Source organism: Rhizobium sp. NFR03, assembly GCF_900111275.1.
GTDB lineage: Bacteria > Pseudomonadota > Alphaproteobacteria > Rhizobiales > Rhizobiaceae > Ferranicluibacter.
Window position 1 is genome coordinate 749,619 of the sequence record NZ_FOGR01000001.1, and the last position, 24,411, is coordinate 774,029.

Annotated in this window: 25 protein-coding genes; 16 read left to right on the forward strand and 9 right to left on the reverse strand. The window is 62.4% G+C overall.

Translation table 11 applies throughout. The features are described from left to right. Window positions 1-93 precede the first annotated feature (93 nt). Window positions 94-1,152, reverse strand: a complete 1,059-nt coding sequence (locus BSG19_RS03520) for an LLM class flavin-dependent oxidoreductase (protein ID WP_092984867.1) — start codon at window positions 1,150-1,152, stop codon at window positions 94-96. Window positions 1,153-1,360: 208 nt separating this feature from the next. On the opposite strand from BSG19_RS03520, the gene xdhA reads away from it, so the two are divergent. The 3 genes from xdhA (at window position 1,361) to xdhC (ending at window position 6,215) form a co-directional block, all read left to right on the forward strand. Further along, window positions 1,361-2,857: a xanthine dehydrogenase small subunit gene (gene xdhA / locus BSG19_RS03525; RefSeq protein ID WP_092984869.1), complete on the forward strand. Its 1,497-nt coding sequence runs from the start codon at window positions 1,361-1,363 to the stop codon at window positions 2,855-2,857. A gap of 197 nt (window positions 2,858-3,054) precedes the next feature. Then, window positions 3,055-5,394: a xanthine dehydrogenase molybdopterin binding subunit gene (gene xdhB / locus BSG19_RS03530; RefSeq protein WP_092984871.1), complete on the forward strand. Its 2,340-nt coding sequence runs from the start codon at window positions 3,055-3,057 to the stop codon at window positions 5,392-5,394. Then, window positions 5,391-6,215: a xanthine dehydrogenase accessory protein XdhC gene (gene xdhC / locus BSG19_RS03535; protein WP_092984873.1), complete on the forward strand. Its 825-nt coding sequence runs from the start codon at window positions 5,391-5,393 to the stop codon at window positions 6,213-6,215. The genes xdhB and xdhC overlap by 4 nt, the downstream gene beginning before the upstream one ends. On the opposite strand, the gene BSG19_RS03540 is transcribed toward xdhC, so the two are convergent. After that, the gene (locus BSG19_RS03540; RefSeq protein WP_092984875.1) at window positions 6,191-6,472 is read right to left on the reverse strand and encodes a hypothetical protein; all 282 of its coding nucleotides are present in this window, start codon (window positions 6,470-6,472) and stop codon (window positions 6,191-6,193) included. The two genes, xdhC and BSG19_RS03540, sit on opposite strands and share 25 nt — an antisense overlap. A 29-nt stretch (window positions 6,473-6,501) precedes the next feature. Here BSG19_RS03540 and BSG19_RS26540 point away from each other — a divergent pair, with 29 nt between their 5' ends. The 7 genes from BSG19_RS26540 to BSG19_RS03570 all read left to right on the forward strand — a co-directional run bounded on the left by BSG19_RS26540 (window position 6,502) and on the right by BSG19_RS03570 (window position 11,973). Next, entirely contained in the window at window positions 6,502-6,831 is a 330-nt protein-coding gene (locus BSG19_RS26540; RefSeq protein ID WP_348272116.1) for a LysR family transcriptional regulator, read from the forward strand. Continuing rightward, entirely contained in the window at window positions 6,828-7,388 is a 561-nt protein-coding gene (locus BSG19_RS26545) for a LysR substrate-binding domain-containing protein (RefSeq protein WP_348272125.1), read from the forward strand. Before BSG19_RS26540 ends, BSG19_RS26545 begins: the two co-directional genes overlap by 4 nt. Before the next feature lie 63 nt (window positions 7,389-7,451). Next, complete coding sequence (locus tag BSG19_RS03550) at window positions 7,452-7,682, forward strand: DUF4160 domain-containing protein (protein WP_207903339.1); 231 nt, start codon at window positions 7,452-7,454, stop codon at window positions 7,680-7,682. Further along, complete coding sequence (locus BSG19_RS03555) at window positions 7,654-8,130, forward strand: DUF2442 domain-containing protein (RefSeq protein ID WP_092984877.1); 477 nt, start codon at window positions 7,654-7,656, stop codon at window positions 8,128-8,130. The genes BSG19_RS03550 and BSG19_RS03555 overlap by 29 nt, the downstream gene beginning before the upstream one ends. A 69-nt stretch (window positions 8,131-8,199) precedes the next feature. Continuing rightward, window positions 8,200-9,438, forward strand: a complete 1,239-nt coding sequence (locus tag BSG19_RS03560; protein WP_092984879.1) for a urate hydroxylase PuuD — start codon at window positions 8,200-8,202, stop codon at window positions 9,436-9,438. Beyond that, window positions 9,435-10,745 (forward strand): guanine deaminase, encoded by a 1,311-nt coding sequence (guaD, locus tag BSG19_RS03565; RefSeq protein ID WP_092984881.1) that lies wholly within the window; start codon window positions 9,435-9,437, stop codon window positions 10,743-10,745. The genes BSG19_RS03560 and guaD overlap by 4 nt, the downstream gene beginning before the upstream one ends. A 94-nt stretch (window positions 10,746-10,839) precedes the next feature. Further along, window positions 10,840-11,973, forward strand: a complete 1,134-nt coding sequence (locus BSG19_RS03570; RefSeq protein ID WP_092984883.1) for an alpha-hydroxy acid oxidase — start codon at window positions 10,840-10,842, stop codon at window positions 11,971-11,973. Window positions 11,974-12,020: 47 nt separating this feature from the next. Here the strand turns inward: BSG19_RS03570 and uraH are convergent, their stop codons facing one another. The 5 genes from uraH to BSG19_RS03595 all read right to left on the reverse strand — a co-directional run bounded on the left by uraH (window position 12,021) and on the right by BSG19_RS03595 (window position 15,330). Further along, window positions 12,021-12,383: a hydroxyisourate hydrolase gene (gene uraH, locus BSG19_RS03575; RefSeq protein WP_092985575.1), complete on the reverse strand. Its 363-nt coding sequence runs from the start codon at window positions 12,381-12,383 to the stop codon at window positions 12,021-12,023. Between the two features lie 58 nt (window positions 12,384-12,441). Beyond that, window positions 12,442-12,948 (reverse strand): ureidoglycolate lyase, encoded by a 507-nt coding sequence (locus BSG19_RS03580; RefSeq protein ID WP_092984885.1) that lies wholly within the window; start codon window positions 12,946-12,948, stop codon window positions 12,442-12,444. After that, the gene (gene uraD / locus BSG19_RS03585; protein ID WP_092984887.1) at window positions 12,945-13,463 is read right to left on the reverse strand and encodes a 2-oxo-4-hydroxy-4-carboxy-5-ureidoimidazoline decarboxylase; all 519 of its coding nucleotides are present in this window, start codon (window positions 13,461-13,463) and stop codon (window positions 12,945-12,947) included. The genes BSG19_RS03580 and uraD overlap by 4 nt, the downstream gene beginning before the upstream one ends. Then, window positions 13,460-14,386 carry an allantoinase PuuE gene (puuE, locus tag BSG19_RS03590; protein ID WP_092984889.1) on the reverse strand — a complete coding sequence of 309 codons (927 nt, stop codon included), beginning with the start codon at window positions 14,384-14,386 and terminating at the stop codon, window positions 13,460-13,462. Before puuE ends, uraD begins: the two co-directional genes overlap by 4 nt. Window positions 14,387-14,523: 137 nt before the next feature. After that, window positions 14,524-15,330 carry a DUF1045 domain-containing protein gene (locus tag BSG19_RS03595; protein WP_092984891.1) on the reverse strand — a complete coding sequence of 269 codons (807 nt, stop codon included), beginning with the start codon at window positions 15,328-15,330 and terminating at the stop codon, window positions 14,524-14,526. Window positions 15,331-15,510: 180 nt separating this feature from the next. Between BSG19_RS03595 and BSG19_RS03600 the strand changes: the two genes are divergently transcribed. Further along, on the forward strand, window positions 15,511-15,900 hold the full coding sequence (locus BSG19_RS03600) for a PRC-barrel domain-containing protein (RefSeq protein ID WP_092985577.1): 390 nt from the start codon (window positions 15,511-15,513) through the stop codon (window positions 15,898-15,900). 23 nt (window positions 15,901-15,923) lie between these two features. Here the strand turns inward: BSG19_RS03600 and BSG19_RS03605 are convergent, their stop codons facing one another. Further along, window positions 15,924-17,096, reverse strand: a complete 1,173-nt coding sequence (locus BSG19_RS03605; RefSeq protein WP_244529074.1) for an NAD(P)/FAD-dependent oxidoreductase — start codon at window positions 17,094-17,096, stop codon at window positions 15,924-15,926. Between the two features lie 38 nt (window positions 17,097-17,134). Between BSG19_RS03605 and mnmD the strand changes: the two genes are divergently transcribed. From mnmD to BSG19_RS03630, 5 genes are all read left to right on the forward strand, one after another. Further along, window positions 17,135-17,887 carry a tRNA (5-methylaminomethyl-2-thiouridine)(34)-methyltransferase MnmC2 gene (mnmD, locus tag BSG19_RS03610; protein ID WP_092984895.1) on the forward strand — a complete coding sequence of 251 codons (753 nt, stop codon included), beginning with the start codon at window positions 17,135-17,137 and terminating at the stop codon, window positions 17,885-17,887. Between the two features lie 299 nt (window positions 17,888-18,186). After that, window positions 18,187-19,731 carry a DEAD/DEAH box helicase gene (locus BSG19_RS03615; RefSeq protein ID WP_170865846.1) on the forward strand — a complete coding sequence of 515 codons (1,545 nt, stop codon included), beginning with the start codon at window positions 18,187-18,189 and terminating at the stop codon, window positions 19,729-19,731. Between the two features lie 309 nt (window positions 19,732-20,040). Continuing rightward, on the forward strand, window positions 20,041-21,435 hold the full coding sequence (locus BSG19_RS03620; protein WP_170865874.1) for a circularly permuted type 2 ATP-grasp protein: 1,395 nt from the start codon (window positions 20,041-20,043) through the stop codon (window positions 21,433-21,435). A 5-nt stretch (window positions 21,436-21,440) separates the two neighbouring features. Beyond that, entirely contained in the window at window positions 21,441-22,379 is a 939-nt protein-coding gene (locus tag BSG19_RS03625) for an alpha-E domain-containing protein (protein WP_092984901.1), read from the forward strand. 19 nt (window positions 22,380-22,398) lie between these two features. Next, complete coding sequence (locus BSG19_RS03630) at window positions 22,399-23,223, forward strand: transglutaminase family protein (protein WP_092984903.1); 825 nt, start codon at window positions 22,399-22,401, stop codon at window positions 23,221-23,223. 156 nt (window positions 23,224-23,379) lie between these two features. Here BSG19_RS03630 and araD1 read toward each other — a convergent pair whose 3' ends face one another. Continuing rightward, window positions 23,380-24,372: an AraD1 family protein gene (araD1, locus tag BSG19_RS03635; protein ID WP_092985579.1), complete on the reverse strand. Its 993-nt coding sequence runs from the start codon at window positions 24,370-24,372 to the stop codon at window positions 23,380-23,382. Window positions 24,373-24,411: the final 39 nt, after the last annotated feature.

A 24,411-nucleotide genomic window follows, 5' to 3' on the forward strand; every position in this document is an offset into this window, starting at 1 on the left:
AACGGACCCGATGCTCCGGCAAAAGGCAGATCTATGTACTCCGCTTCTTTCGCGCAAGAAAGGTGGACCGGCCGAGGGCAAGACCACGCCTTTTCAGACGGCGTTCGCCGCCCGCGCCGCATCTTCGGCAATGCCTTCGCGAACCAGTGGCGCAACCTTGGTGCCGTAAAGCTCGATGCCCCGCATGATCTGCTCGTGCGGCATAGGGCCGATCGCCATCTGCAACAGGAAGCGATCGTTTCGGAAGATGCGGTGATGCCGGACGATCTTTTCCGCGACCGTCTCCGGATCGCCAAGAAACAGATTGCCGCGCGGACCGATCGCCTGATCGAAATGCGCGCGGTTTGTCGGTCCCCAGCCACGCTCGCGGCCGATCCTGTCCATCACCTCGGCCTGCGGCCCGTAGAACTGGTCGGCTGCGGCCTGCGTCGTATCGGCGATGAAGCCATGCACGTTGATGCTGGTCTTCAGCCCCGTCGCCGGCTGCCCTGCTCGCCGCGCGGCTTCCCGGTAGAGATCAAACAGCGGTGCATAGCGCGCCGGCTCCCCGCCAATGATGGCCAGTGCCACGGGCAGTCCGAGCGCGCCTGCGCGCGCGACCGACTGAGGCGTGCCGCCAACGGCCACCCAGAGCGGCAGCGGTGCCTGCAACGGTCGCGGATAGACGCCGCGATCGTGGAGAGCGGCCCGTTTCTCCCCCTCCCACGTGACGATCTCGTCGTTGCGCAACGCCATCAGCAGGTCCAGCTTCTCGGAAAACAGGTCGTCGTAATCCTCCAGCGGATAGCCGAACAGCGGAAACGATTCGATGAAGGAACCGCGCCCGGCCATGATCTCCGCCCGTCCACCGGAGAGAAGATCGAGCGTTGCGAACTGCTGGAACACGCGCACCGGATCGTCCGACGACAACACGGTCACGGCACTGCTCAGGCGGATGCGGCTGGTCCTCGCCGCCGCTGCCGCCAGCACCACGGCCGGGGACGAGACGACATAATCGGCCCGGTGATGTTCCCCGAGCCCGAAAACGTCGAGGCCGACCTGGTCGGCCAGCTCGATTTCCTCGAGCAGATTCTTCAGCCGGCGCTCGCCCTCGCGGCCCTTGTCAGCAGCTTTGGGATCGACATCGCCGAAGGTGTAAAGACCGAGTTCCATGATGTGCCTGCCCTGCTGATGGAGTTCTCCCCTACACATAACCATGAGCCCCATGTTTTCCCACAGCCAAAGACAGAACGCTGCGTTGCCGCCCTGTTTACACCCATAGGCAGCGTGCCTTTCGGGGGATGCGCGAGCTGGCTGCCAAAAGCAATTGTCATGCGGCTGTCTTTGCGCTTAGTCTTGCCCGTCAAGACAAGGGGTCCGTATGACCAGCACCACCGAAATCGTCCATCCGTCTTCCGGCAGCATCCGTTTCCTGCTCAACGACCGCGAAATCGCCCTCTCGACCGTTGCGCCCACCGCAACGCTGCTCGATTTTCTGCGGCTGGAACGTAGGCTCACCGGCACCAAGGAAGGCTGCGCGGAAGGTGACTGTGGCGCCTGCACCGTTCTTGTGGGGCGGCTGGTTGCGGGAAAGCTCGTCTATGAAGGCGTCAATGCCTGCATCCGTTTCGTCGGCTCGCTCAATGCCACCCATGTCGTCACCGTCGAGCATCTGGCGGCACGAGACGGCACTCTGCATCCGGTGCAGCAGGCGATGGTGGATTATCATGGTTCGCAATGCGGCTTCTGCACGCCGGGCTTCGTCATGTCGCTCTACGGCCTCTGGCTGTCGAAGGACAATCCCGGCCGGGCCGACATCGAGAAGGCGCTTCAGGGCAATCTCTGTCGATGCACCGGCTACGAGCCGATCGTGCGCGCGGCCGAAGCCGTCGCTACAGCCCGGCCCGATGCCGTGTTCGATCCGATCCTGAAGATGCGCGATCGCGTTCGTGCATTTCTGTCTGGCCTGCCCACCGGCGAAACCATTGTCCTCGGCCCCAGCGACGCCCGCCTCGTGGTGCCCGGCTCGGCGCGGGCGCTGGCCGAAGCGCTGGCCGAATATCCGGGCGCGACCGTCGTTGCCGGTTCCACCGATGTCGGCCTTTGGGTGACGAAGCAGATGCGGGCCATCAATCCCGTCATCTTCATCAACGGCCTTGCCGATCTGCAATCGATCACCGAAGCGCCCGACGGCATCACCATCGGCGCCGGCGTCACCTATTCGCTCGCCTTCTCCACCCTTGCGCGCCGCCTGCCGCCGCTGGGGAAGCTGCTCGACAGGCTCGGCGGCGATCAGGTGCGCAACATGGGCACCATCGGCGGCAACATCGCCAACGGCTCGCCCATCGGCGACACGCCGCCACCGTTGATCGCTCTCGACGCCACGGTCACGCTCCGCTCCGTTTCCGGCACGCGCACCCTGCCTCTTCAGGACTATTTCATCGCCTATGGCCGGCAGGACCGTTATCCGGGCGAGTTCGTCGAAAGCCTGTTCGTGCCCGCTTTGCCTGCAGACGAGCATTTCGCCGTCTACAAGATCTCCAAGCGCCGAGACGAGGACATTTCCGCCCTCTGCGCCGCTTTCCGGATTGCCCTTTCGGAGCAAGGTCTTGTCACATCAGCCCGCATCGCCTTCGGCGGCATGGCCGGCACGCCGAAGCGTGCCACGGCCGTCGAGGATGCGCTGATCGGCAAGCCGTGGACAGAGGAAACCGTGACAGCCGCCCGCCCGGCCTTCGACCTCGATTACCAGCCCTTGAGCGACTGGCGCGCGACCAGCGCCTATCGCGCAGTGACCGCGAAAAACCTGCTTTTGCGGTTCTATCTCGAAACATCCGGCTCCCCGGCCGAGCTGGTTCGGTTCGAGGCTGCGGAATGAAATGGAATGCTTCGGGTGGGCACTGCCCCTCACCCTAACCCTCTCCCCGCACGCGGGGCGAGGGAACGTGCCTCACGTCAACGCCCGCGTCCCTTCTCCCCGTGCAAACGGGGAGAAGGTGCCGGCAGGCGGATGAGGGGCAGTCACGAATGTGAAGTGCGAACGATAAACGAGCCTCAAGGGCAAGGAGATGCACCATGGACACCTCGACCTTTCAGGAGCGCAAGACCATCCGCGGCGGTATGCACAAGAACCTGCGCCACGACAGCGCGCACAAGCATGTGGCAGGCAGTGCCGACTATATCGACGACATGCCCGAGCCAGCGGGAACGCTGCATGCCGCCCTCGGGCTGACCGACCGCGCCCATGCCGAGATCGTCTCCATGGATCTGAGCGCCGTGGAAGCCTATCCCGGTGTCGTCTGCGTTCTCACCGCGCGCGACATGCCGCATTCCAACGACATCAGCCCCAGCCATCTCGATGACGAGCCGGTGCTTGCCGACGGCCGCGTCGAGTTCCACGGTCAGGCGGCATTCGCCGTCATTGCCGAAACACGCGACGCCGCCCGTCGGGCCGCCCGTCTCGCCAGCATCGTCTACAACGACCTACCGCACGCCATCGACGTGACGCAGGCGCGCGAGGCCGGTGGCAAGCTGGTGACCAAGCCGCTGACGCTTTCACGCGGCGATGCCGCGCACGAAATGCAGAACGCGCCGCGCCGCGTGAAGGGCGAAATGCGCATTGGCGGGCAGGAGCATTTCTATCTTGAAAGCCACATCGCCTTTGCCATTCCCGGCGAAGACGACGACATCACCGTCTGGTCGTCCACCCAGCATCCGAGCGAGGTCCAACACATGGTCGCTCACGTGCTCGGGGTGCCGTCCAACGCGGTCACCGTACAGGTCCGCCGCATGGGCGGCGGCTTCGGCGGCAAGGAAACGCAGGGCAACCAGTTCGCCGCCATCGCGGCCGTCGCGGCCAAGAAGCTGAACCGCCCGGTGAAATTCCGCCCCGACCGCGACGAGGACATGGCCTGCACCGGCAAGCGTCACGATTTCCTCGTCGAATACGAGGTCGGCTTCGACGATGAAGGCCGTATTCACGCCGTGGACGCGACCTTTGCCGCCCGCTGCGGCTATTCCTCAGATCTTTCCGGGCCCGTCACCGACCGCGCGCTTTTCCACGCGGACGGCGCTTATTTTTACCCTCATGTGCGCCTGACCTCGGAGCCGCTGAAGACCAATACCGTCTCCAACACCGCCTATCGTGGCTTCGGCGGGCCGCAGGGCATCGTCGGCGCCGAGCGCATGATCGAGGAGATCGCATACGCGCTCGGCAAGGACACGCTGGAGATCCGCAAGCTGAACTTCTACGGTGAAAAGGGCTCCGGTCGCGATCTCACCCCTTATCACCAGCAGGTCGAGGACAACATCATCGGCAAGCTGGTGGCGGACCTTGAGGAAAGTGCCGACTACCAGGAGCGCCGCGCCGACATCCTCGCTTTCAACGCGCAAAGCCGCATCATCCGCAAGGGCATCGCGCTGACGCCGGTCAAGTTCGGCATCTCCTTCACCATGACCGCCTTCAACCAGGCAGGTGCGCTCGTCCATGTTTATCAGGACGGCTCGATCCACCTGAACCATGGTGGCACGGAGATGGGCCAGGGGCTGTACACCAAGATCGCGCAGGTGCTGGCAGACAGCTTCCAGGTCGATATCGACCGCGTGAAGATCACGGCGACCACGACGGGCAAGGTGCCGAACACCTCGGCCACCGCCGCCTCCTCCGGCACCGACCTGAACGGCATGGCGGCGGCCGACGCTGCCCGCCAGATCAAGGAACGTCTCGTCGCATTTGCCGCCGAGCGCTGGCAGACGACGCCGGACAGGATCTCCTTCGCACCCAACCATGTCATCATCGGCGAGGAGCGCGTGCCCTTTGCCGACCTCGTGAAGCAGGCCTATTTCGCCCGCATTCAGCTGTCCGCCGCCGGGTTCTACAAGACGCCGAAAATCCACTGGGACCGCAACACCGGGCGCGGCACACCGTTCTACTATTTCGCTTATGGTGCCGCCGTTTCGGAAGTCTCGATCGATACGCTGACGGGCGAATACATGGTCGAGCGGGTAGACGTGCTGCACGATGTCGGCCGCTCGCTCAACCCGGCGATCGACATCGGGCAGATCGAAGGCGGTTTCGTGCAGGGCATGGGCTGGCTGACGACGGAAGAACTCTGGTGGGACGACAAGGGCCGGCTGCGTACCCATGCGCCTTCCACCTACAAGATACCCCTCGCCTCCGACCGCCCCAAGATCTTCAACGTCAAACTGGCGGAATGGAGCGAGAACGGCGAGGAGACGATCGGCCGCTCGAAGGCTGTTGGCGAGCCGCCGTTCAACCTTCCGATCTCGGTGCTCGAAGCCATCTCCATGGCGGTCGCCAGCGTCGGCGGCTATCGCCGATGCCCGCGTCTCGACGCGCCCGCCACGCCGGAATGCGTACTGATGGCCGTCGAGCGGATGCGTGTCGCCTTATGAAATACGTCGTCGGGAGCCTGCAGGCATTCCTTGCCCGCGAGGCATATATCGTCTGGGTCGAGGTCGCGGAAACGCGAGGCTCCACCCCGCGTGAGACCGGCGCCTTCATGCTCGTTTCGCCCACGGACAGCCACGGCACCATCGGCGGCGGGCAGATGGAGCACATGGCGATCGACCACGCCCGCAACCTGCTGGCGGGCATGACGACGGAGACACGCCTCGATATCCCTCTCGGCCCGGAGATCGGACAGTGCTGCGGCGGCCGCGTCGTGCTCTCCTTCCGCACGCTCGATGCATCGGCGCGCGACGATCTCGACGCCATGCTGGAGGCCCGCGTCAACGGCTTCCCCGAAGTCTGGCTGTTCGGCGGCGGCCATGTTGGCCGGGCCCTCGCCGATGCGCTTGTGCTCCTGCCCGTACGCACCATTGCCGTTGAAACGCGCAGCACCGAACTCGGCCTGATGTCGTCAGCCGCCAGCCAGCGCCTGACTGCGATGCCGGAGTCGCTCGTGAAAGAGATCGCACCCGGGAGCGCAGTCATCATTCTCACGCATGATCACGCATTGGATTTTCTGATCGCTCGCGAGGCCCTGTCCCGCACCGACCTTGCCTATACCGGGATGATCGGCTCGAAGACCAAACGCGCGACTTTTGCCAGTTGGGCGCGCGACGAAGGTCTCGACGACGACGCCCTCTCACGCCTCGTCCTGCCCATTGGTGGCAAGACCGTAAGCGACAAGCGTCCCGCCGTGATCGCTGCGATGACGGCGGCCGACGTGCTGGTCGCGCTGGAAGCCTACCGCCTGTCTGCCGGCTCGTAACGCGGGTCGCGGCCGTCGAGAAAGCCAAGGTCGCGCTGCAGATGCGGCGGCATGCTCTCCAGGTCGAGACGCGGGTAGCCGCTCCGTATCAGCAGGGCAAATGCTGCCCGCACCTTGCGCAGAGCCAGACGGACAGCGTTGGTTTTCGCGGTCTGATGGGGAAACGGGCGAGTCGTTTGCAAGCTCATGGCATCACCAATGGGTCGAGGATTGGCTTGCATCATCGCGCCGAGCGTGATCGAAATCCAATCGAACATCCGCCTGCTGCCATCAAGAGAACTGATCCATGAAGATGTCCCGACAGTTCCCGCTGAATGCCTTGCGCGTCTTCGAGGCGGTCGCGCGCCTGTCGAGCTTCACCCGCGCCGGTGAGGAACTGGGCCTGACCCAGACTGCCGTCAGCTATCAGATCAAGCTGCTCGAGGAGAACATCGGCGAACCCCTCTTCCTGCGCCGCCCGCGCCAGATCACGCTGACGGAAACAGGAGAACGCCTGCTCCCGAAGGTCGCCCAAGGGTTCGATCTTCTGGGTGAGGCCGTGGGGGCGGCGCGCGGCGCGCATCGAGCGAAATCCTTATCCTGCACTCAACGCCCACGTTTGCGCAGCAATGGCTGACCCGACGCCTCGGCACCTTTCAGTTCCGACACCCGCAAATCGCCGTCCGGCTCGTCACCGGCGCGCGCATGATCGATTTTAAAACAGAGAATGCCGACATCGCCATTCGCTGGGGTACGGGTGATTGGCCGGGCCTGATCAGCCACCACCTCATGCGTCTCGATTTCGCGCCGATTCTCAGCCCCGCCCTCGCGGAAGTCGATGGCGGCATCCGAGAGCCTGCCGATCTTCTGAAGCTGCCACTCATCAGCCCGTCCGATCCGTGGTGGAAACAGTGGTTCACTGCTGCCGGTGTCCCAGATCCGAACCTCGACACCCTCACGCCGAACGATTTCGGCGTCCAGACCTTCGATGCGGCAGCGGCCATGGCCGGACAAGGCGTTGCCATCGTCAATCCTGCCCACTACGCCGACGACATCGCCGCCGGTCGCCTCCTCCTGCCATTCGATCTTTTGTGCAACGACGGCCGGAACTACTGGCTCGCCTACGCCGAGAGCCGCCATAACGTTCCCAAGATTCGCGCCTTCCGCGACTGGATCTTGGAGGAATTTGACTAAACAATCGTTTGCTCAAAAATTTTAAAGTGCATATAGTGCACTAACTCACAGGAAGTCGTACCCGTGCCAACATTGGTCATGCTTGGGACCGTCAAGATTCAGGTGTTTGCCGATGATCATCATCCACCGCATTTCCATGCATCGTCGCCCGATCACGACATCCTTATCGCCATCTCGGATTTCCGGATCGTAGCGGGGCAGATGCGGGCAAGGGATTTACGGGCCGTACTGGCGTGGGCGGCAGATAACAGGCAGAGACTTCAGGATGAATGGACAAGACTTAATCAGCGCTGACGATAACGAGATCGTGGGCTTCAACAAGCCACTTCCTCGCATTTCCTCGGCGTTACCGCTCGACGCTCGTAAGGTCGAGATCGGCTGGGTCGGCGGCGACACGGAGATTGTCGACCTTGCACCAGCACTGGCCAGCAAGCCGGTCTTTCTGAGGCTGCGGACAGACGACGCGCTTTTTGCAACATTGCGTGTGAGCAGCTACGGAAACGCTCTGGAGTGGGACGATGGAGCCGAACTGACAGCCCACTGGATCCGTCGTCTCGGCCCCGCCACCATTGATAACGATACCTTTCGCAACGCCATGGCGGACCTCGGCATGAGCCTTGAGGGCATGGCGGCCGCCCTTGAGATTTCCCGCCGCCTCGTTGCAGACTACCGCAAGGACAAGCCGATCCCCCGCCATATCGCACTCGCTACAAAATATCTTGTCGAGCACGCGGATCTTTAGGGGAAGCGCTCTTCCATCGCCCTGAAAATTCTCGCAATGTGACAGGCGGGGGCATGAAAGGGGACAGGAATGTACGAATACGCCATCATGTGGGAATGGCTGGCCTTTGCCGTGCGCTGGCTGCACGTGATTACGGCGATCGCCTGGATCGGGTCCTCCTTTTATTTCATCGCGCTCGATCTCGGACTGGTGAAGCGCCCGTATCTGCCGGTCGGGGCCTATGGCGAGGAATGGCAGGTCCACGGCGGCGGGTTCTACCACATCCAGAAATATCTCGTTGCCCCCGCCATGATGCCGGAGCACCTGACCTGGTTCAAATGGGAGGCCTACACCACCTGGCTGTCGGGCTTCGCCCTCCTCTGTCTGGTTTACTACGGCGGAGCCGACCTGTTTCTCGTCGATCGCCACGTGCTCGACATCTCCTCCACCACCGCGATCCTCCTGTCGCTCGCATCGCTTGGAATAGGTTGGCTCTTTTACGACCTGCTCTGCAAGTCGCCGCTCGGCAAGAACACCTGGACGCTGATGGGGCTGCTTTACGTGGCGCTGGTCGCCATGGCCTGGGGCTACACGCAGGTCTTTACCGGTCGTGCCGCCTTTCTCCATCTCGGCGCGTTCACCGCCACCATCATGTCGGCCAATGTCTTCTTCATCATCATGCCCAACCAGCGCATCGTGGTGGCGGACCTGATCGCCGGTCGCACGCCCGACCCGAAATACGGCGCAATCGCCAAGCAGCGCTCGCTGCATAACAACTACCTGACGCTGCCTGTCATCTTCTTCATGCTGTCGAACCACTACCCGCTGGCTTTCGCCACTGCCTATAGCTGGATCATTGCGGCGCTTGTATTTCTCATGGGCGTCACCATCCGCCACTGGTTCAACACTACCCATGCCCGCAAAGGCCGACCGACATGGACGTGGCTCGTTACGGTCCTTCTCTTCATCCTCATCATGTGGCTCTCGACCGCACCGAAGCTGCCCGGCACTGCGGCCGAAACAGCAGCAGTCCCTCCAGCCTTTGCCCGTTTTGCCGAGAACGCGCATTTTCCCGCCGTCCGCGATACGGTCTCGACCCGCTGCTCCATGTGCCATGCAGCCGAGCCGGTTTATGAGGGTCTGGTACGGGCGCCGAAGGGCGTGATGCTGGAGAACGACGGCGAGATCGCGGCCCATGCGCGCGAGATCTACCTCCAGGCCGGTCGCAGCCATGCCATGCCACCCGGCAACCTCACCGACATGACGGCCGACGAACGCGCGCTGATTGCCGCCTGGTTCGAAAGCGCCGCAGGAACCGCCACACGATGACGTCAACGCTTCTTCGCGGCCGCACGCTGACATTCCGCCGCCGCCCTTTGTCGATGGACGATGCGCAGGCCTATGTCTACGAAACCGACGGCGCCCTGCTGCTGGAAGATGGCCTGATCGTTGCGAGCGGAGCCTATTCGACCCTTCGCGAGCAGGCACCGGAAGATGTCATCGAGATAGACCACAGGCCACACCTCATCCTCCCCGGTTTCATCGATACCCATGTCCATTTTCCACAAATGCAGGTCATCGGCTCCTACGCTGCCAACCTGCTGGAATGGCTGAACACCTACACCTTCCCGGAAGAATGCCGCTTTGTGGAAACGGCGCATGCCGAGCGCATCGCGGTGCATTTCTTCGACGAGATGATCCGCCACGGCACGACCACGGCGGTTGCCTATTGCTCCGTCCACAAGACCTCCGCTGACGCGTTTTTCGCGGAAGCTATGAAGCGCGATATGCGCATGGTCGCCGGCAAGGTGATGATGGACCGCAATGCGCCACAAGGCCTGCTCGACACGCCGGAGATGGGCTATGACGAGACGCGCGCCGTCATCGCGCAGTGGCACGGGAAAGGTCGCAACCACGTCGCCATCACGCCCCGCTTCGCCATCACATCGACGCCGGAACAGATGTCCGCAGCGCAAGCGCTCGCCACCGAATTCCCGGACCTGCACATCCAGACGCATCTTTCTGAAAACCGCGACGAGATCGACTACACCCTCTCGCTCTACCCCGATGCTGCCGATTACACCGACGTCTACGCAAATTACGGCCTGATGGGCCCCAAGTCCCTGTTCGGCCACGCCATTCACCTGTCGGAGCGCGAGCGGGAGGCGATGAGCGAGACGGGCTCCATCGCCGTTCACTGCCCGACATCCAACCTCTTTCTCGGCTCTGGCCTGTTCCCGCTGAAGGAACTGGCACGGCGGGAAAAGCCTGTCCGCATCTCGGTCGCGTCCGACATCGGGGGCGGATCGAGCTATTCCATGCTGCGCACCATGGACGAAGCCTACAAGATCCAGCAATTGCTGGGCGAGCGGCTGAACCCCTTCGATAGTTATTACTACCTGACGCTCGGCAATGCCGAGGCGCTGTCCCTGGCGGATCGCATCGGCACGCTGGAGCCGGGAACCGAGGCCGACCTTATCGTGCTCGACATGGCCGCAACGCCCGCCATGGCACTGAAAGCCGAGGTCGTCACATCCCTGTCCGACGAGCTCTTCCTGCTTCAGACCATGGGCGACGACCGCGCCGTGGTGGAAACCTACGTTGCCGGACGAGCCGCAAAAAGTGCTCTGAGCTAACTGGTCAATTTTTTTGACCAGTTGTGCCGCAGCTGCTTAACGCGTGCTATCCGGCGTGATAGGAGGAAAACAACACCTCATTGCGGAGCGCCCCATGCCGTCCCTCGAAATCAGCGATCTTAAAGCTCTGGCTAAGCGCCGCGTGCCGAAGATGTTCTTCGACTATGCCGATAGCGGCGCCTGGACCGAGGGCACCTATCGCGCCAACGAGGCGGACTATCACAAGATCAAGCTGCGCCAGCGCGTGCTGGTCGATATGACCAACCGGTCGCTCGCCACCACCATGATCGGGCAGAAGGTCTCGATGCCGGTCGCCCTCTCCCCTACAGGCCTTACGGGCATGCAGCATGCCGATGGCGAGATGCTGGCGGCACAGGCTGCGGAAGAGTTCGGCGTGCCGTTCACGCTATCGACCATGAGCATCTGCTCGATCGAAGACGTGGCGTCGGTGACAACCAAACCGTTCTGGTTCCAGCTCTACGTCATGAAGGACCGCGATTTCGTCCGTAATCTCATCGAGCGCGCCAAGGCTGCGAAATGCTCGGCGCTGGTGCTGACACTCGACCTGCAAATCCTCGGGCAACGTCACAAGGATCTGCGAAATGGCCTCTCGGCGCCGCCGAAGTTCACGCCGAAACATATCTGGCAGATGGCAACGCGACCCGGCTGGTGCCTGAAGATGCTGAAAACCCAGCGGCGCGGCTTCGGCAATATCGTCGGTCACGCCAAGAACGTCTCGGATCTCTCCTCTCTGTCCGCCTGGACGGCCGAGCAGTTCGACCCGAAACTTTCCTGGGACGACGTCGCCTGGATCAAGGAACTCTGGGGCGGTCCGCTGATCCTGAAAGGCATCCTCGACCCTGAAGATGCCCGGATGGCGGCCAAGACCGGCGCGGATGCGATCATCGTTTCCAACCATGGCGGACGGCAGCTCGATGGTGCTGCCTCCTCCATCGTCATGCTGCCCCGCATCGTCGATGCCGTCGGCGGCGACGTGGAGATCCATATAGACGGCGGCATACGCTCGGGACAGGATATCCTCAAGGCCGTCGCCCTCGGCGCGCGCGGCACCCATATCGGTCGCCCGTTCCTCTATGGCCTCGGCGCCGGCGGCAAGACCGGCGTTCTGCTGGCGCTCGAAATCCTGCGCAAGGAACTCGACATCACCATGGCGCTCTGCGGCAAGCGCGACATCCTCGACGTCAACAGGGATATCCTCGACATCTAAAGACTGCCGCGCCAAGGTAAGCAGCGATTTGCGGAAACGTGGACCCCTCAGCTTCCGCGATAGGTCGAGTAGCTGTAGGGCGACAGCAGGAGCGGCACATGATAATGCGCTGCCGGATCGGCAATGCCGAAGCGCAAGGGGATGGTATCGAGGAACGGCGGATCGGAAAGCGTCGCTCCGCTTGCCTTGAGATAATCACCGGCATGAAAGACGAGTTCATAGGTGCCGCGCAAAAAGGCATCGCCCTCGAGAAGCGGTGCGTCCACCCTTCCATCGCCGTTCGTCGCCACGATCTTCAAAAGCGTACGCGTCTCGCCCTCGATGTGGAAAAGCGCGACCTGCATGCCGGCCGCAGGGCGGCCCAGCGCCGTATCGAGAATATGGGTGGTCAGGCGGCCGGTGGCGGTCATCATTACCTCTTTTCAGAACCGACCGGCTGAATGCCGATGGGAGCGGTGAACAGACAGATCAGGAAATCGAAGATGCTGCGATCGTGAAGGGGTTCTCGAAGAAGACCTCTTCCAGATTATGCTCGCTCCCTTCCCGATCGACCACCAGAAAATCGCTCACCGCGCCGACGGCGATCAGCGGGTGGTGCCAGACGTTACGGCCGTAATGCACACCCTGACGCCCCGAGCAGGCAAACACCCTCGGACGGCCGGGCAGGCCACCTTCATCGTGCGCGACCACCGCCAGCCAGGACCGGTTGTCGAGCGGAACGAAGCTCTGCGAACCCCAGGGATGCCGCTCCATCATATCGACCGCATAGGGAAATAGTCGCGGCTGTCCGCGGAAGATGCTGATGACGACGTGCGCATCCTCGCCGGCAGCTTCGGCCGTCCCGAGCGCATGAAACCGCTCCGTCGTGCCACCATTGATGAGCCGCGTCGTTGCGGGATCGGCTTCGATGACGCTGCCGAAAGGCGCGAAGGCCTCTGATGTCAGCGGCTCGATGGGCAGGACCAGACCGCTCATGCCGCCGATCCGGGAAGAAGAGCGTCGAGCCGAAGCCGCGCGATCGTCTCGACTTCGGCGGTGGCTGTCGCGAATTCCTCGTCGGGCGTATTGTCCAGACGCGCCTCGAACGCTGCGAGAATATCGTCCTTCGTCTTCCCGCGCACGGCGATGATGAAGGGGAAGCCGAACTTGTCGGTGTAGATCGCGTTGCAGGTAGTGAAGCGCTCATGCTCCTCGCGCGTCAGGCGGTCGAGCCCCGCCGAGGCCTGTTCCGCCTTGCTGTCGGCCGTCAATTCACCCGCAATTGCCAGGCGCCCAGCAAGATCGGGATGCGCGCGAAGAACCTGCAGCCGCTTTTCCGCAGAAGCCGCCCGAAAAGCCTGCACCATGGCGGCATGTACGGTCTGGGCCGTCGGTGCCCCGTCAGCCAGCCAGTCGAGCGCCTCTTCGGCAACCCATTGCGAATGCTCGAAGATTCCGCCGAACGTGTCGATGAAAGCTCGCCCCTCTACGCTGTCTCTGCCGATGCTCATAGGCCGCCCTCCGGCTTGTGATGCGCATGCCAATGGCGAGCGATGTCGATGCGCTTGGCGATCCAGACCTTGTCCTTGGAGAGCACGTAATCGACAAAGCGTGCCAGCGCCGCCGCCCGTCCCGGGCGCCCGACCAGACGGCAGTGGAGACCGATATTCATCATCTTCGGGCTGCCCTCTGCCCCTTCCTCGTACAGCACGTCGAACGTATCCTTGAGATAGGTGAAGAACTGGTCGCCGGAGTTGAACCCTTGCGGGGTGGCAAACCGCATGTCGTTAGCGTCGAGAGTATAGGGAATGATGAGGTGCGGCGTTTCCGGCGTCTTGCCCGGCACCCAATAGGGCAGCTCGTCCGCATAGCTGTCGGAGGAATAGAGGAAGCCGCCCTCCTCGATGACGAGCTTCAGCGTGTTGTCGGAAGGCTTGCCCTGATAAAGGCCGAGCGGATGGGAACCGGTGAGTTCCGTATGCAGCCGCACCGCATCTGCAATGTGACGACGCTCCTCCTCCTCGGTGAAGTCCTTGTATTCCAGCCAGCGATAACCGTGGCTGGCAATCTCCCAGTCGGCTTCTTTCATGGCGGCAACCGCTTCCGGGTTGCGCGCCATCGCCAGCGTCACACCATAGACCGTCACCGGAACGTTGCGGCTCGTGAACATGCGCCACAGCCGCCAGAAGCCAGCGCGCGAGCCGTATTCGTAAATGGACTCCATGTTGAGGTTGCGCTGCCCGGGCCAAGGTTGAGCACCGACGATTTCCGACAGCAACGATTCGGAAGCCTTCTCGCCATCCATGATCGTGCTCTCGCCGCCCTCCTCGTAATTGACGACGAATTGAACCGCAATCCGCGCCTCTCCGGGCCAGTGAACCTCCGGCAGATGACGGCCGTAGCCGACAAGATCGCGCGGTGTCGAAAAATCCATGTTGTGCCCTCTTTGTCGCCAAACGGTACCATCCGAAGCGGGAAAGTCGAGGCATAAAGATGGATATCGACAGGCGAAATCGGCAAGCAGCCAGCTTAACGGCTATCTACAGAATGCCGTTTATGAAGCGCGGGTTTTCAGGCGCTGGTCGTCAGACGCCGCATGGCCTTCGCCATCTGCACCTCGCGTGCCGGCGTTGCGGCCGAAGCACTGGGATCGGAAGGCACGGCAAAGCGTGCCGTCGGCTTGTGCGCCGAAAGCTTGCCGAGAGGATGCTGGGAATGCACGCGCAGCGGGGCGCCAGCTTCCGGCTCAATGAACAGCGCGAGGCTCGCGACCTTGACCGGCTTTGCAAGCAAGGGCGCAAACTGCATGCGCAACGGCTCTTCCATCTTCAGTCGCATGGCGGCGGTCATGGGTCCCGTCAGCATCATGTGAAACCGGTATTCGTCCATGACGAAGGGACTGCCCCAGCGATGCAGGTTCGAGAACTGGGGTGCCGTCAACCTGTCGGAATCGAGCCGCTTGATATCCTGATCCGTGAAGGGCGCACGAAACTCGTCGAAGGCCTGAACGACGCGTGCCGCCAGATGCGTCATCGGTTCGCAGGGCACGCGCGGGCTGAGCCCGAAAGCGCTGCCGAGCCAGGAGACCTCGAGATCCGGAATCTCGAACGGGGTTATGTCCCCCGCAAACCGCATCATAGCCTTCAGAAGGGCGGATTCGGTTCGCTCGGGAGCGAGATGAAACGGCGCCTTGATGGACCCGTGAAAGCCATATCGGCGCGGGACGGCCGTGTAGAAAGCCATGTCCTGCGCGCTGCAGCCTGCGACCGACAGTTGTTCGCAAAGTTCGCCGGAATAGACGTTTCGCCCCAGCCATTCGGCTGCGGCCACGGATAGCGGATCATGGATCGGCGGAGTGAAGCAGATGGCGTAGCGCATGGCAGACCTCGATTTGCCCCTGCATTACGTGATTTGCATGACAGCCTGACGAACAGGACCATTTGTGCGTGGAAAGAAACGGAACCAGGCGGGCCGTTCGCACGTTTATTTTCATCAAGTCAGAAGAGGAGAAGGACCGTGACCTATCACAACCCCAATCTGCATGGTGACAACCCGAACATTCCGGGTGAAAGCCCCAAGCTTCAGGACGCGAGCATCGTCGAGACACATGATCTGATTGCCAGCGACAAAGTCGAAGGCACGCGCGTCTATGGCGCGGACGGAAAACGTATCGGCTCGATCGAACGTCTGATCATCGGCAAGCGCAGTGGCCAGGTCGCATACGCCGTAATCGGCTTCGGTGGCTTCCTCGGCATTGGCGAGGATCACTATCCGATTCCCTGGGCAAAGCTCAGCTATGACGAAGAGCTTGGCGGCTACCGCACCGACTTGACCCGCGAGCAGGTCGAGAAAGCGCCTAAATATCGCAGCGACGACGAATACGACTGGAATCGCGAGAACGGTCGCCTCGTCTACGATTACTACGGCGTTCCGCCTTACTGGATGTAGGCTAAGAGTCTGCAAGGCGACGGTTAGCTTTGCAGCAGGGCAAGATGGGTTTCGCACCGAAATGACAGAGGCAGTTCGATAGCCTCGTCTCGGCCGCTCGTGTGAGCGGAGATACCCGCCACGACAGCTGCCGCCAACCGATGCGCAATGCCAAAGCTGATCTTGAAGCCGCCGGTCAGGATGTGCAGTCGGGAAAAGTCCGGGTGCGGGCCGGCCATCGGATCGCGCCCGATGGCCTTCGGGCGCAGGCCGGCCCAGCATTCGATAACCGGCGCCCCCGCCAGCGCCGGGACCAGCCTTTCGGCCTTGACGAGCAGGTCATCGAGCCGCTGATCGGTCGAAAACGCGTCGTCATACTCCACTTCGCTGGTGCTGCCGATTGCCACGCCACCGGTATCATGCGCGATGACGTAGACACCGTCCGAGTAAAGGATGGGCGTTGCGGGATCGAGATCGACAGCAAGCCGCGCCGCCTGTCCCTTCACGCCCGTGCCGCTCCGAAGTCTTGCCTCTCCACCGGCCGACGCCGTAAGGCCATCTATAAACGGAAAGCTGTCCACACCGGCCGAAAGCGCGATGTGACCGGCATGAACGATGGTTCCGTCCGCAAGGACGACCCGTGCCTGCCGCGGATCGATATCGCGTGCAGCGCATCCCTCGCGGATGATAACGCCGGGCATATTTCCGAGCACAGCCGTCAGCAATTGCAGCAGCCCACGAGGCGAAACACGTGCTGCAAGTTCGTCGAAAACAGCGCCCTGTAAACCGGCATCCGATGCGAATAGACCATCCGGCGCAGCGTTCAGGACACGCCAGGCAAAGCCGCCATCTGCGGTGCGCCAATTGATAGCGGCATCCCCAACCTGCCGGAGAGCGATCTCTCGCAGATGCGGTTTTGCAAGGGGAATAAGGCGGCCGGTTCGACGGTAGCCTGCGGAAAGCCCGGTCTCCGCCTCCATCTTCCGGATCTCGTGCTCCAGCGAAACCAGCGCATCGAACTGGAACTGCTTCTTGTCGTTCCAGCGGTCCGGCGTATGCGGCATAAGCGCTCCGAGCAGCCCGCCGCTCGCCCCGGCGCCGATGGTCGCGTGCTCCACGAGCAAGACCTCAAGCCCGGCGCGCGCTGCATAGAGAGCCGCCCAAAGACCCATGATGCCGCCACCGATGACGATCAGATCCGTCTTCATAACTGCCATCGATTGACCTTGCCCACAGGGCTCATTATCGCTTGTCCATGATCGAAAGCCGCCCGACGACCGCCGCCGAAGCGGCGATACCACAAAACCAGACACTCGACTGGCATACCGGCGATATGCCGTATTCCGTCGAATTTGACGATCACTTTTATTGCCGGACCGACGGACGGCTGGAATGCGACCATGTCTTTCTGAGCGGCAACGGCCTGCCGGAGCGCTGGCGTGAAGCGCAGGTCTTCTCCATCGGTGAACTCGGCTTTGGCACCGGCCTCAACTTTTGCGAGACATGGCGCCACTGGCAAAACGCGGAGAAACCTGTCGGCGGCCACCTCGCCTTCACCTCGTTCGAGCGCTTCCCCCTGCAGGCGCCGGATATTACGCGCGCCCTCTCCGCCTGGCCCGAAATCGCGGATGAGCGCGACGCGCTGGTCGCCGCATGGTCCGCAGCGCCAGCCGGCACGGTGCGCCTCGACCTTGCAAGCGACGTTACGCTCACCATCGTCTGCGGCCCGGCCATCGAAGGCGTAACGACTTATGCCGGTACGTTCGATGCTTGGTATCTGGACGGCTTTGCCCCCTCGCGCAATCCTGACATGTGGTCGCAGGCTCTCATGGCCGCAGTTCACGACGTCACGGCTCCGGGCGGCACCTTCGCGACCTATGCCGCAGCCGGCTTCGTGCGCCGAAACCTGCAAGCCGCAGGCTTTGCCATCGAGCGCCGCAAGGGCTTTGCCGGCAAGCGGGAAATGCTGTGCGGCACGAAGCCTGCGGAGCGTCCGCGCACCCCCTGAGGCTGCTCGTCTGTTCGCACATGCGAAAAAGACGGCTTGACTTTCGGGCGGGAAACAACGACATGAGGGCCAGCGTCACCTTCCGGCCGCCGCGTGAGCGAGCCAAGCGGATTTTGTCAATCCGTCGCGAAGGCCAAGCGCACCCATGAGACCGTGCCATATTCGGCACCCGCAGCGCAGACAGCTTTTTCAACCCACCAAGATCCCATTTCACGCGGGGTTCTTGAACCCAGATGACCCGGAACCGCAGGAAAGCGTTGTTCCGGTCCCTGTCGTTTGGCGCCCCGAAAGGCATACCTTTGACCAATTTTTCTTCTCTTGGCCTCTCCGAGCAGATGGTTGCGAACCTTACTCTTGAAGGTTTCACCGTGCCGACGCCGATCCAGGCCGAAGCCATTCCGCTCGTCATGGCAGGCCATGACCTCATCGGCCTCGCACAGACCGGCACCGGCAAGACGGCCGCGTTCGGCCTGCCGATGATCGAGCGCATGCTTGCCGACGGCAAGCGCGCCGATCCGCGCAATGTGCGCGCCCTGATCCTCGCCCCGACCCGCGAACTGGTGAACCAGATCGCCGCCAACCTGAAGGTCTTCGTCAAGAAGAGCCCGCTGCGCATCGGCCTCGTCGTCGGCGGCGCCTCCATCAACAAGCAGACCCAGCAGCTGGAACGCGGCGTCGAAATCCTCGTCGCCACCCCCGGCCGTCTGCTCGACCTTCTGAACCGCAAGGCCGTGACGCTCACGACCGCGCGCTATCTCGTCCTCGACGAAGCCGACCAGATGCTGGACCTCGGCTTCATTCACGACCTGCGCAAGATCTCCAAGCTCGTCCCGAAGAACCGCCAGACCCTGCTGTTCTCGGCAACCATGCCGAAGGCGATCGCGGATCTGGCCGGCGACTACCTCACCGACCCGAAGCGCGTCGAAGTGGCAACAGCCGGCAAGGCTGCCGACAAGATCGAGCAGTTCGTGCATTTCGTAAACGGCAAGGACGGCAAGGTCACCCTGCTGAAGCAGTCCCTGACGGCAAATCCCGACGGCCGCGCCATCGTCTTCTCGCGCACCAAGCATGGCGCCGAAAAGCTGATGAAGCACTTGGAATCGGTCGGTTATTCCGCAGCCTCCATCCACGGCAACAAGAGCCAGGGCCAGCGCGAGCGCGCCCTGAAGGCCTTCCGTGACGGCGAGATCAAGGTTCTGGTCGCCACCGACGTCGCCGCCCGCGGCATCGACATTCCCGGCATCACCCATGTCTACAACTACGACCTGCCGGAAGTCGCCGAAGCCTATGTTCACCGCATCGGCCGTACGGCCCGTGCCGGCCGCGACGGCATCGCCATCGCCTTCTGCGCACCGGACGAAGCCCGTCTGCTGCGTGATATCGAGAAGCTGATGGGCATGACCATCACCGTGGCCAGCGGCGAAGCGCCGGCGCACATCTCCCGCGCACCGGCAGCCCGCAATGCGCGCGGCAATGGCGGCCGTGGCAGCAACAATGAAGGTCGCAACGGCCAAGGCCGTGGCGAGAACCGTGGTGGCAACGGTCGCAACGAGAATCGTGGCGGCGAGAACAGCCGTCCGGCCCGCGTTGCACAGGCACCGAGCCCGTTTGCAGGCGACGATCTGCTGGCTGGTGATGACAATGGCCGCCGCGAGCACCGCAAGGGCCAGGGCCCGGCCGCTCAGGCCGCTCATCAGGCAGCCCTTGCCAAGCGCAACGGCAACCGCAACGGCCGCCCGGGCGGCGCACCGCGCACGTCCAGCCGCGGCCCTCGCCCGGCAGCCGGCAGCCCGGGTGCACAGGCAGCCCAGCGCCGCGAAGGCTCGCGCCGCGAAGAGGCGTAATCACCTCGACATTTCGACATCGGTTGGCGGCGGGACGAAAGTTCCGCCGCTTTCTTTTGCGCAACAGGTACGCGCTGGACCACTGACGCTTATTCAATAAGCAACTGCGCGGATGATAGGCGAAAAAGCTGCGCCGTCACGCAGACGTCATCTTGCCATTCCGCACGCGAAAGCCATGTCATCCCTAGAGGGGACAGCCAGAACGGGTGAAAATTTCTTTCTGTCTGAAACGAGCATGCTTCTTGCATTGCCATAGCGCTTGTAATCAAATGGCTTAAAAAGGGGACCAGGCCGTTGGCATTCGATGAAATGATGAATGCGGACAACACTCCGCGACCGCCTTACACAACGTACAACGAATGGTATGCCAACCAGGACAGAGCCCGCCTGATCGCCAAGTCCAAAGAGGCCGAGAATATCTTCCGCAAGACCGGCATCACCTTTGCCGTGTACGGTCATGCCGACAGCGCCGAAAAGCTGATCCCCTTTGACCTCATTCCGCGCATCATCTCCGCGCGCGAATGGCGCCGCTTGGCACAGGGGATCGAGCAGCGCGTGCTTGCGCTCAACGCCTTCCTCGACGACATCTACCACAAGCAGGAAATCATCAAGGCCGGCCGCATTCCGCGCGAGCTGATCGAAAAGAACGATGCCTTCCTGCCGCAGATGGTCGGCATGCGACCGCCGGGCGGGGTCTACACCCACATCGTCGGCACCGATATCGTGCGCACCGGCGAAGATCAGTTCTATGTTCTCGAGGACAATGCTCGCACGCCCTCCGGCGTCAGCTACATGCTCGAAAACCGCGAAACGATGATGCAGATGTTCCCCGAGCTGTTCTACCAGAACCGCGTCCAACCGGTGGAGAACTACCCCTATCTGCTGCGCCATTCTCTCGCCGCCGTGGCGCCTCCCGGTTGCGAAGGCAAGCCCCGCGTCGCGGTGCTCACCCCCGGCATATACAACTCCGCCTATTACGAACACGCGTTCCTGGCGGACATGATGGGCGTCGAACTGGTCGAAGGCTCGGACCTGCGCGTCATCGACGGCAAGGTGCGCATGCGCACCACCCGGGGCTATGAGGCGATCGACGTGCTCTACCGGCGCGTTGACGATGATTACCTCGATCCTCTGACGTTCAAGCCGGAATCGGCACTCGGCATTCCCGGCATCATGGATGTCTACCGCGCAGGCAACATCACCATCGCCAACGCACCGGGCACCGGCATCTGCGACGACAAGGCGATCTACTCCTACATGCCGGAGATCGTGGAGTTTTACACCGGTCGAAAGGCGCTGCTCGAAAACGTGCCGACATGGCGCTGTTCGGAACCGGATAGCCTGAAGTATGTGCTGGAAAATCTCGCCGACCTCGTCGTGAAGGAAGTCCACGGCTCCGGCGGCTACGGCATGCTGGTTGGCCCGACGGCCTCCAAGAAGGAACGTGCGCTTTTTGCCGACAAGCTGAAGGCGCGTCCGAGCAACTACATCGCCCAGCCGACCCTTTCCCTCTCGACCGTACCGATCATGGTCAACAAGGGTATCGCGCCGCGCCACGTCGACCTCCGGCCTTATGTGCTGGTGTCCGACAAGGTGCAGATCATTCCTGGCGGTTTGACCCGCGTGGCCCTGAAGGCCGGCTCTCTGGTGGTGAATTCCAGCCAGGGTGGCGGCACGAAGGACACTTGGGTACTGGAGGACTGATCGGCATGCTCGGAAGAACCGCAAACGGCCTATACTGGATGTTCCGCTATATCGAGCGCGCAGAAAACAGCGCCCGCCTCGTGGATGCCGGACTGCGCATGTCCCTCACCCGCTCTCATCTCGGTGAAGACAACTGGGAAGGCGTGCTCCAGAGCTCAGGGGTGATGGACATCTACGAGCAGAGATACGAAAGCGCGACCAGCGCCGACGCCGTCGATTTCCTGCTGCGTGAGACGACCAATCCATCGAGCGTCCTCTCCTGCATCGAAACCGCCCGCAGCAATGCCCGCATGGTCCGCACTGCCCTGACGCGCGAAACATGGGAGGCCGTCAACGAGTGCTATCTCGATCTCAGGTCCATGCTCGCGCGCCGGGTAAAGGCCGCTGACCTGCCGGAGGTCATCGACGCGATCAAGCGCAAGACCGGTCTCATCCGTGGCGCGTTCCACGGCACCATGCTGCGGAACGATCTGTTCAATTTCTCGCGCATCGGAACCTTCATCGAGCGTGCCGACAACACTGCTCGCATTCTTGACGTAAAATATTACGTCCTGCTGCCCGCCGTTTCACAGGTTGGCACCGCCATTGACAATGTGCAGTGGGAATCGATCCTGCGATCGGTTTCAGCCCATCGCAGCTATGGCTGGGTCTACGAGGCGGAGTACAAGGCGGCGAACATCGCCGACTTCCTCATCCTCAACGGCCGCATGCCGCGTTCGCTCGCCTATTGCTATGACAAGATCAACAGCAATCTCGGCTATCTCGAACGGGAATACGGCGAGCGGCACGGCGCGCATGAAACGTCTGAGAACACGCTGAAATCGCTGCGAAACTGCTCGATCAAGGACGTGATGGATCAGGGCCTGCACGAGTATATCGAGACGTTCATCATCCAGAACAACCGTCTGAGTCAGGAAATTTCCGACGGTTACCGGTTCTATTGAACAAGGACAGATCAGGCGCATGCGACTGAAAATCACCCATACGACCGAGTACAGCTATGCGGAGCCGGTGAGCTACTCGCTGCAGCGGCTCCGCCTCACGCCCTTCACGCAGCCGGGACAAACGGTTCTGAACTGGGAAACCTCGGTGGAGGGCGCAAAGGTGGAGGTCGGTTACGAGGATCATTTCGCCAACCGCGTGACCCTCGTCAGCGTCATGGGAGACCAGATCCGCATGCGCATCGTCGCCAGCGGCGAGGTCGAGACGCAGGATCGCGCCGGGGTGTTCGGACCCCATCAATCCTACGTGCCGCTCTGGCTCTTCCAGCGCGACACGCCGCTGACCAAGCGAACGAAGCAGATCCGCGATCTCGCCAAGTCCCAATCCGGCGATGGCGCCCTTGCGCAGATGCACAATCTCATGGGCGCAATCCACCAGGCCGTCGTCTTCGAGCCGGGATCGACCGGCACGGAGACCACCGCGGACGAAGCACTGACGCGCGGGATCGGCGTCTGTCAGGACCACGCCCACATCTTCATCGCATGCGCCCGCTCGGTTGGCTTGCCCGCACGCTACGTTTCCGGCTACCTGATGATGGACGACCGCATCGAGCAAACGGCCACCCATGCCTGGGCCGAAGCCCACCTGCCCGGCCTTGGCTGGGTCGGCTTCGACGCCGCCAACGACGTCTGCCCGGACGAACGCTACGTCCGCATTGCCACCGGGCTGGATTATCGGGATGCCGCCCCGATCTCCGGTCTGGTCCACGGCGCCGCGAATGAGACGCTCACGGTGGCGTTGACGGTGGAACAACAGGGACAGAGTCAAAGTCAGAGCCAGAGTTGATCGAACGCGATCGTTCGAACCGCCCCGAGGTGAACGTTCGAGATCTACATAGGCGATAATGGAGCCGTCAATGCGCTTGAGCAGTATGACCTGCAACAAGCACATGACGGCATCCGGCCTACACGCTTCGTTCTCGGCTGGGCATGACGTCGGTCCTCACAGCACCCCGATCGTCACCACGTCCTCTGCCGCCACAGCCAACCGGTTCCTCAACGGCAAGCCGAACCCCTCGGCCTCCATCTCGAACACATCCCCCGCCTCCGCTCGCACGCCATCGCCGAACGACAACGTCGCCGTGCCGAACATATGCACATGGACATCGCCGGTAGCACGGAAGAGGCCGTACTTGAAGTGGTGATATTCGAGGTTGGCGAAGCTGTGGGACATGTTGGCCTCCCCCGAGAGGAAGGGCTTTTCCCAGAGGACGGCGCCGCCTCGAAGGATGCGAGAGGTGCCGCGGATATCCTGCGGGGCATTGCCGATGCGGATCTCAGGGCCGAAGCTGGCAGGGCGCAGCTTGGAATGCGCGAGGAAGAGGTAGTTGACCCGCTCCGTGACGTGGTCGGAAAACTCGTTGGCGACGGCAAAACCGAGCCGGAAGGGCTGGCCATTATCGGCGATGATGTAGATCCCTGCCATTTCAGGCTCTTCCCCGCCATCCATGGCAAAGGCGGGCGAGATGAGGTCGCTGCCGGGCGATGCGAGTTGCAGGCCATTTCCCTTGTAGAACCATTCCGGCTGAACCCCCGCCTCCCCCGGCTTCGGCTTGCCGCCTTCGAGACCCATGCGGAACATCTTCATGGAGTCGGTCATCGGGGCATCGTCGGCCTTCACGGAGGCATGCATCGCATCGCGGGTGGCAGCTGAGCCGAGATGGGTCAGCCCGGTGCCGGTCAGGTGGAGATGCGCCGGATCGGGATGAGTGATCGGCGGCAGAAGCCGCCCATCGGCATAGGCTGCCTGGAGATCGACCACACCTGCCACACCCCGCGTCGTCACAACATCGGCAAGCATGCGACCGGAATTCGCGGCCTCCAGCGCAAGATCATAAACGCTGCGAGCGCCGCGAACGGCACGAGCCGGCTCGCCCTCCTCCCGAACAGCGACCGTGATCGAGCCGTCCTCATTGCGGATCTGCGACATCAGCATGGTGTTCTCTCCCTTTTGAAATGCGAACGCCGCCATCTG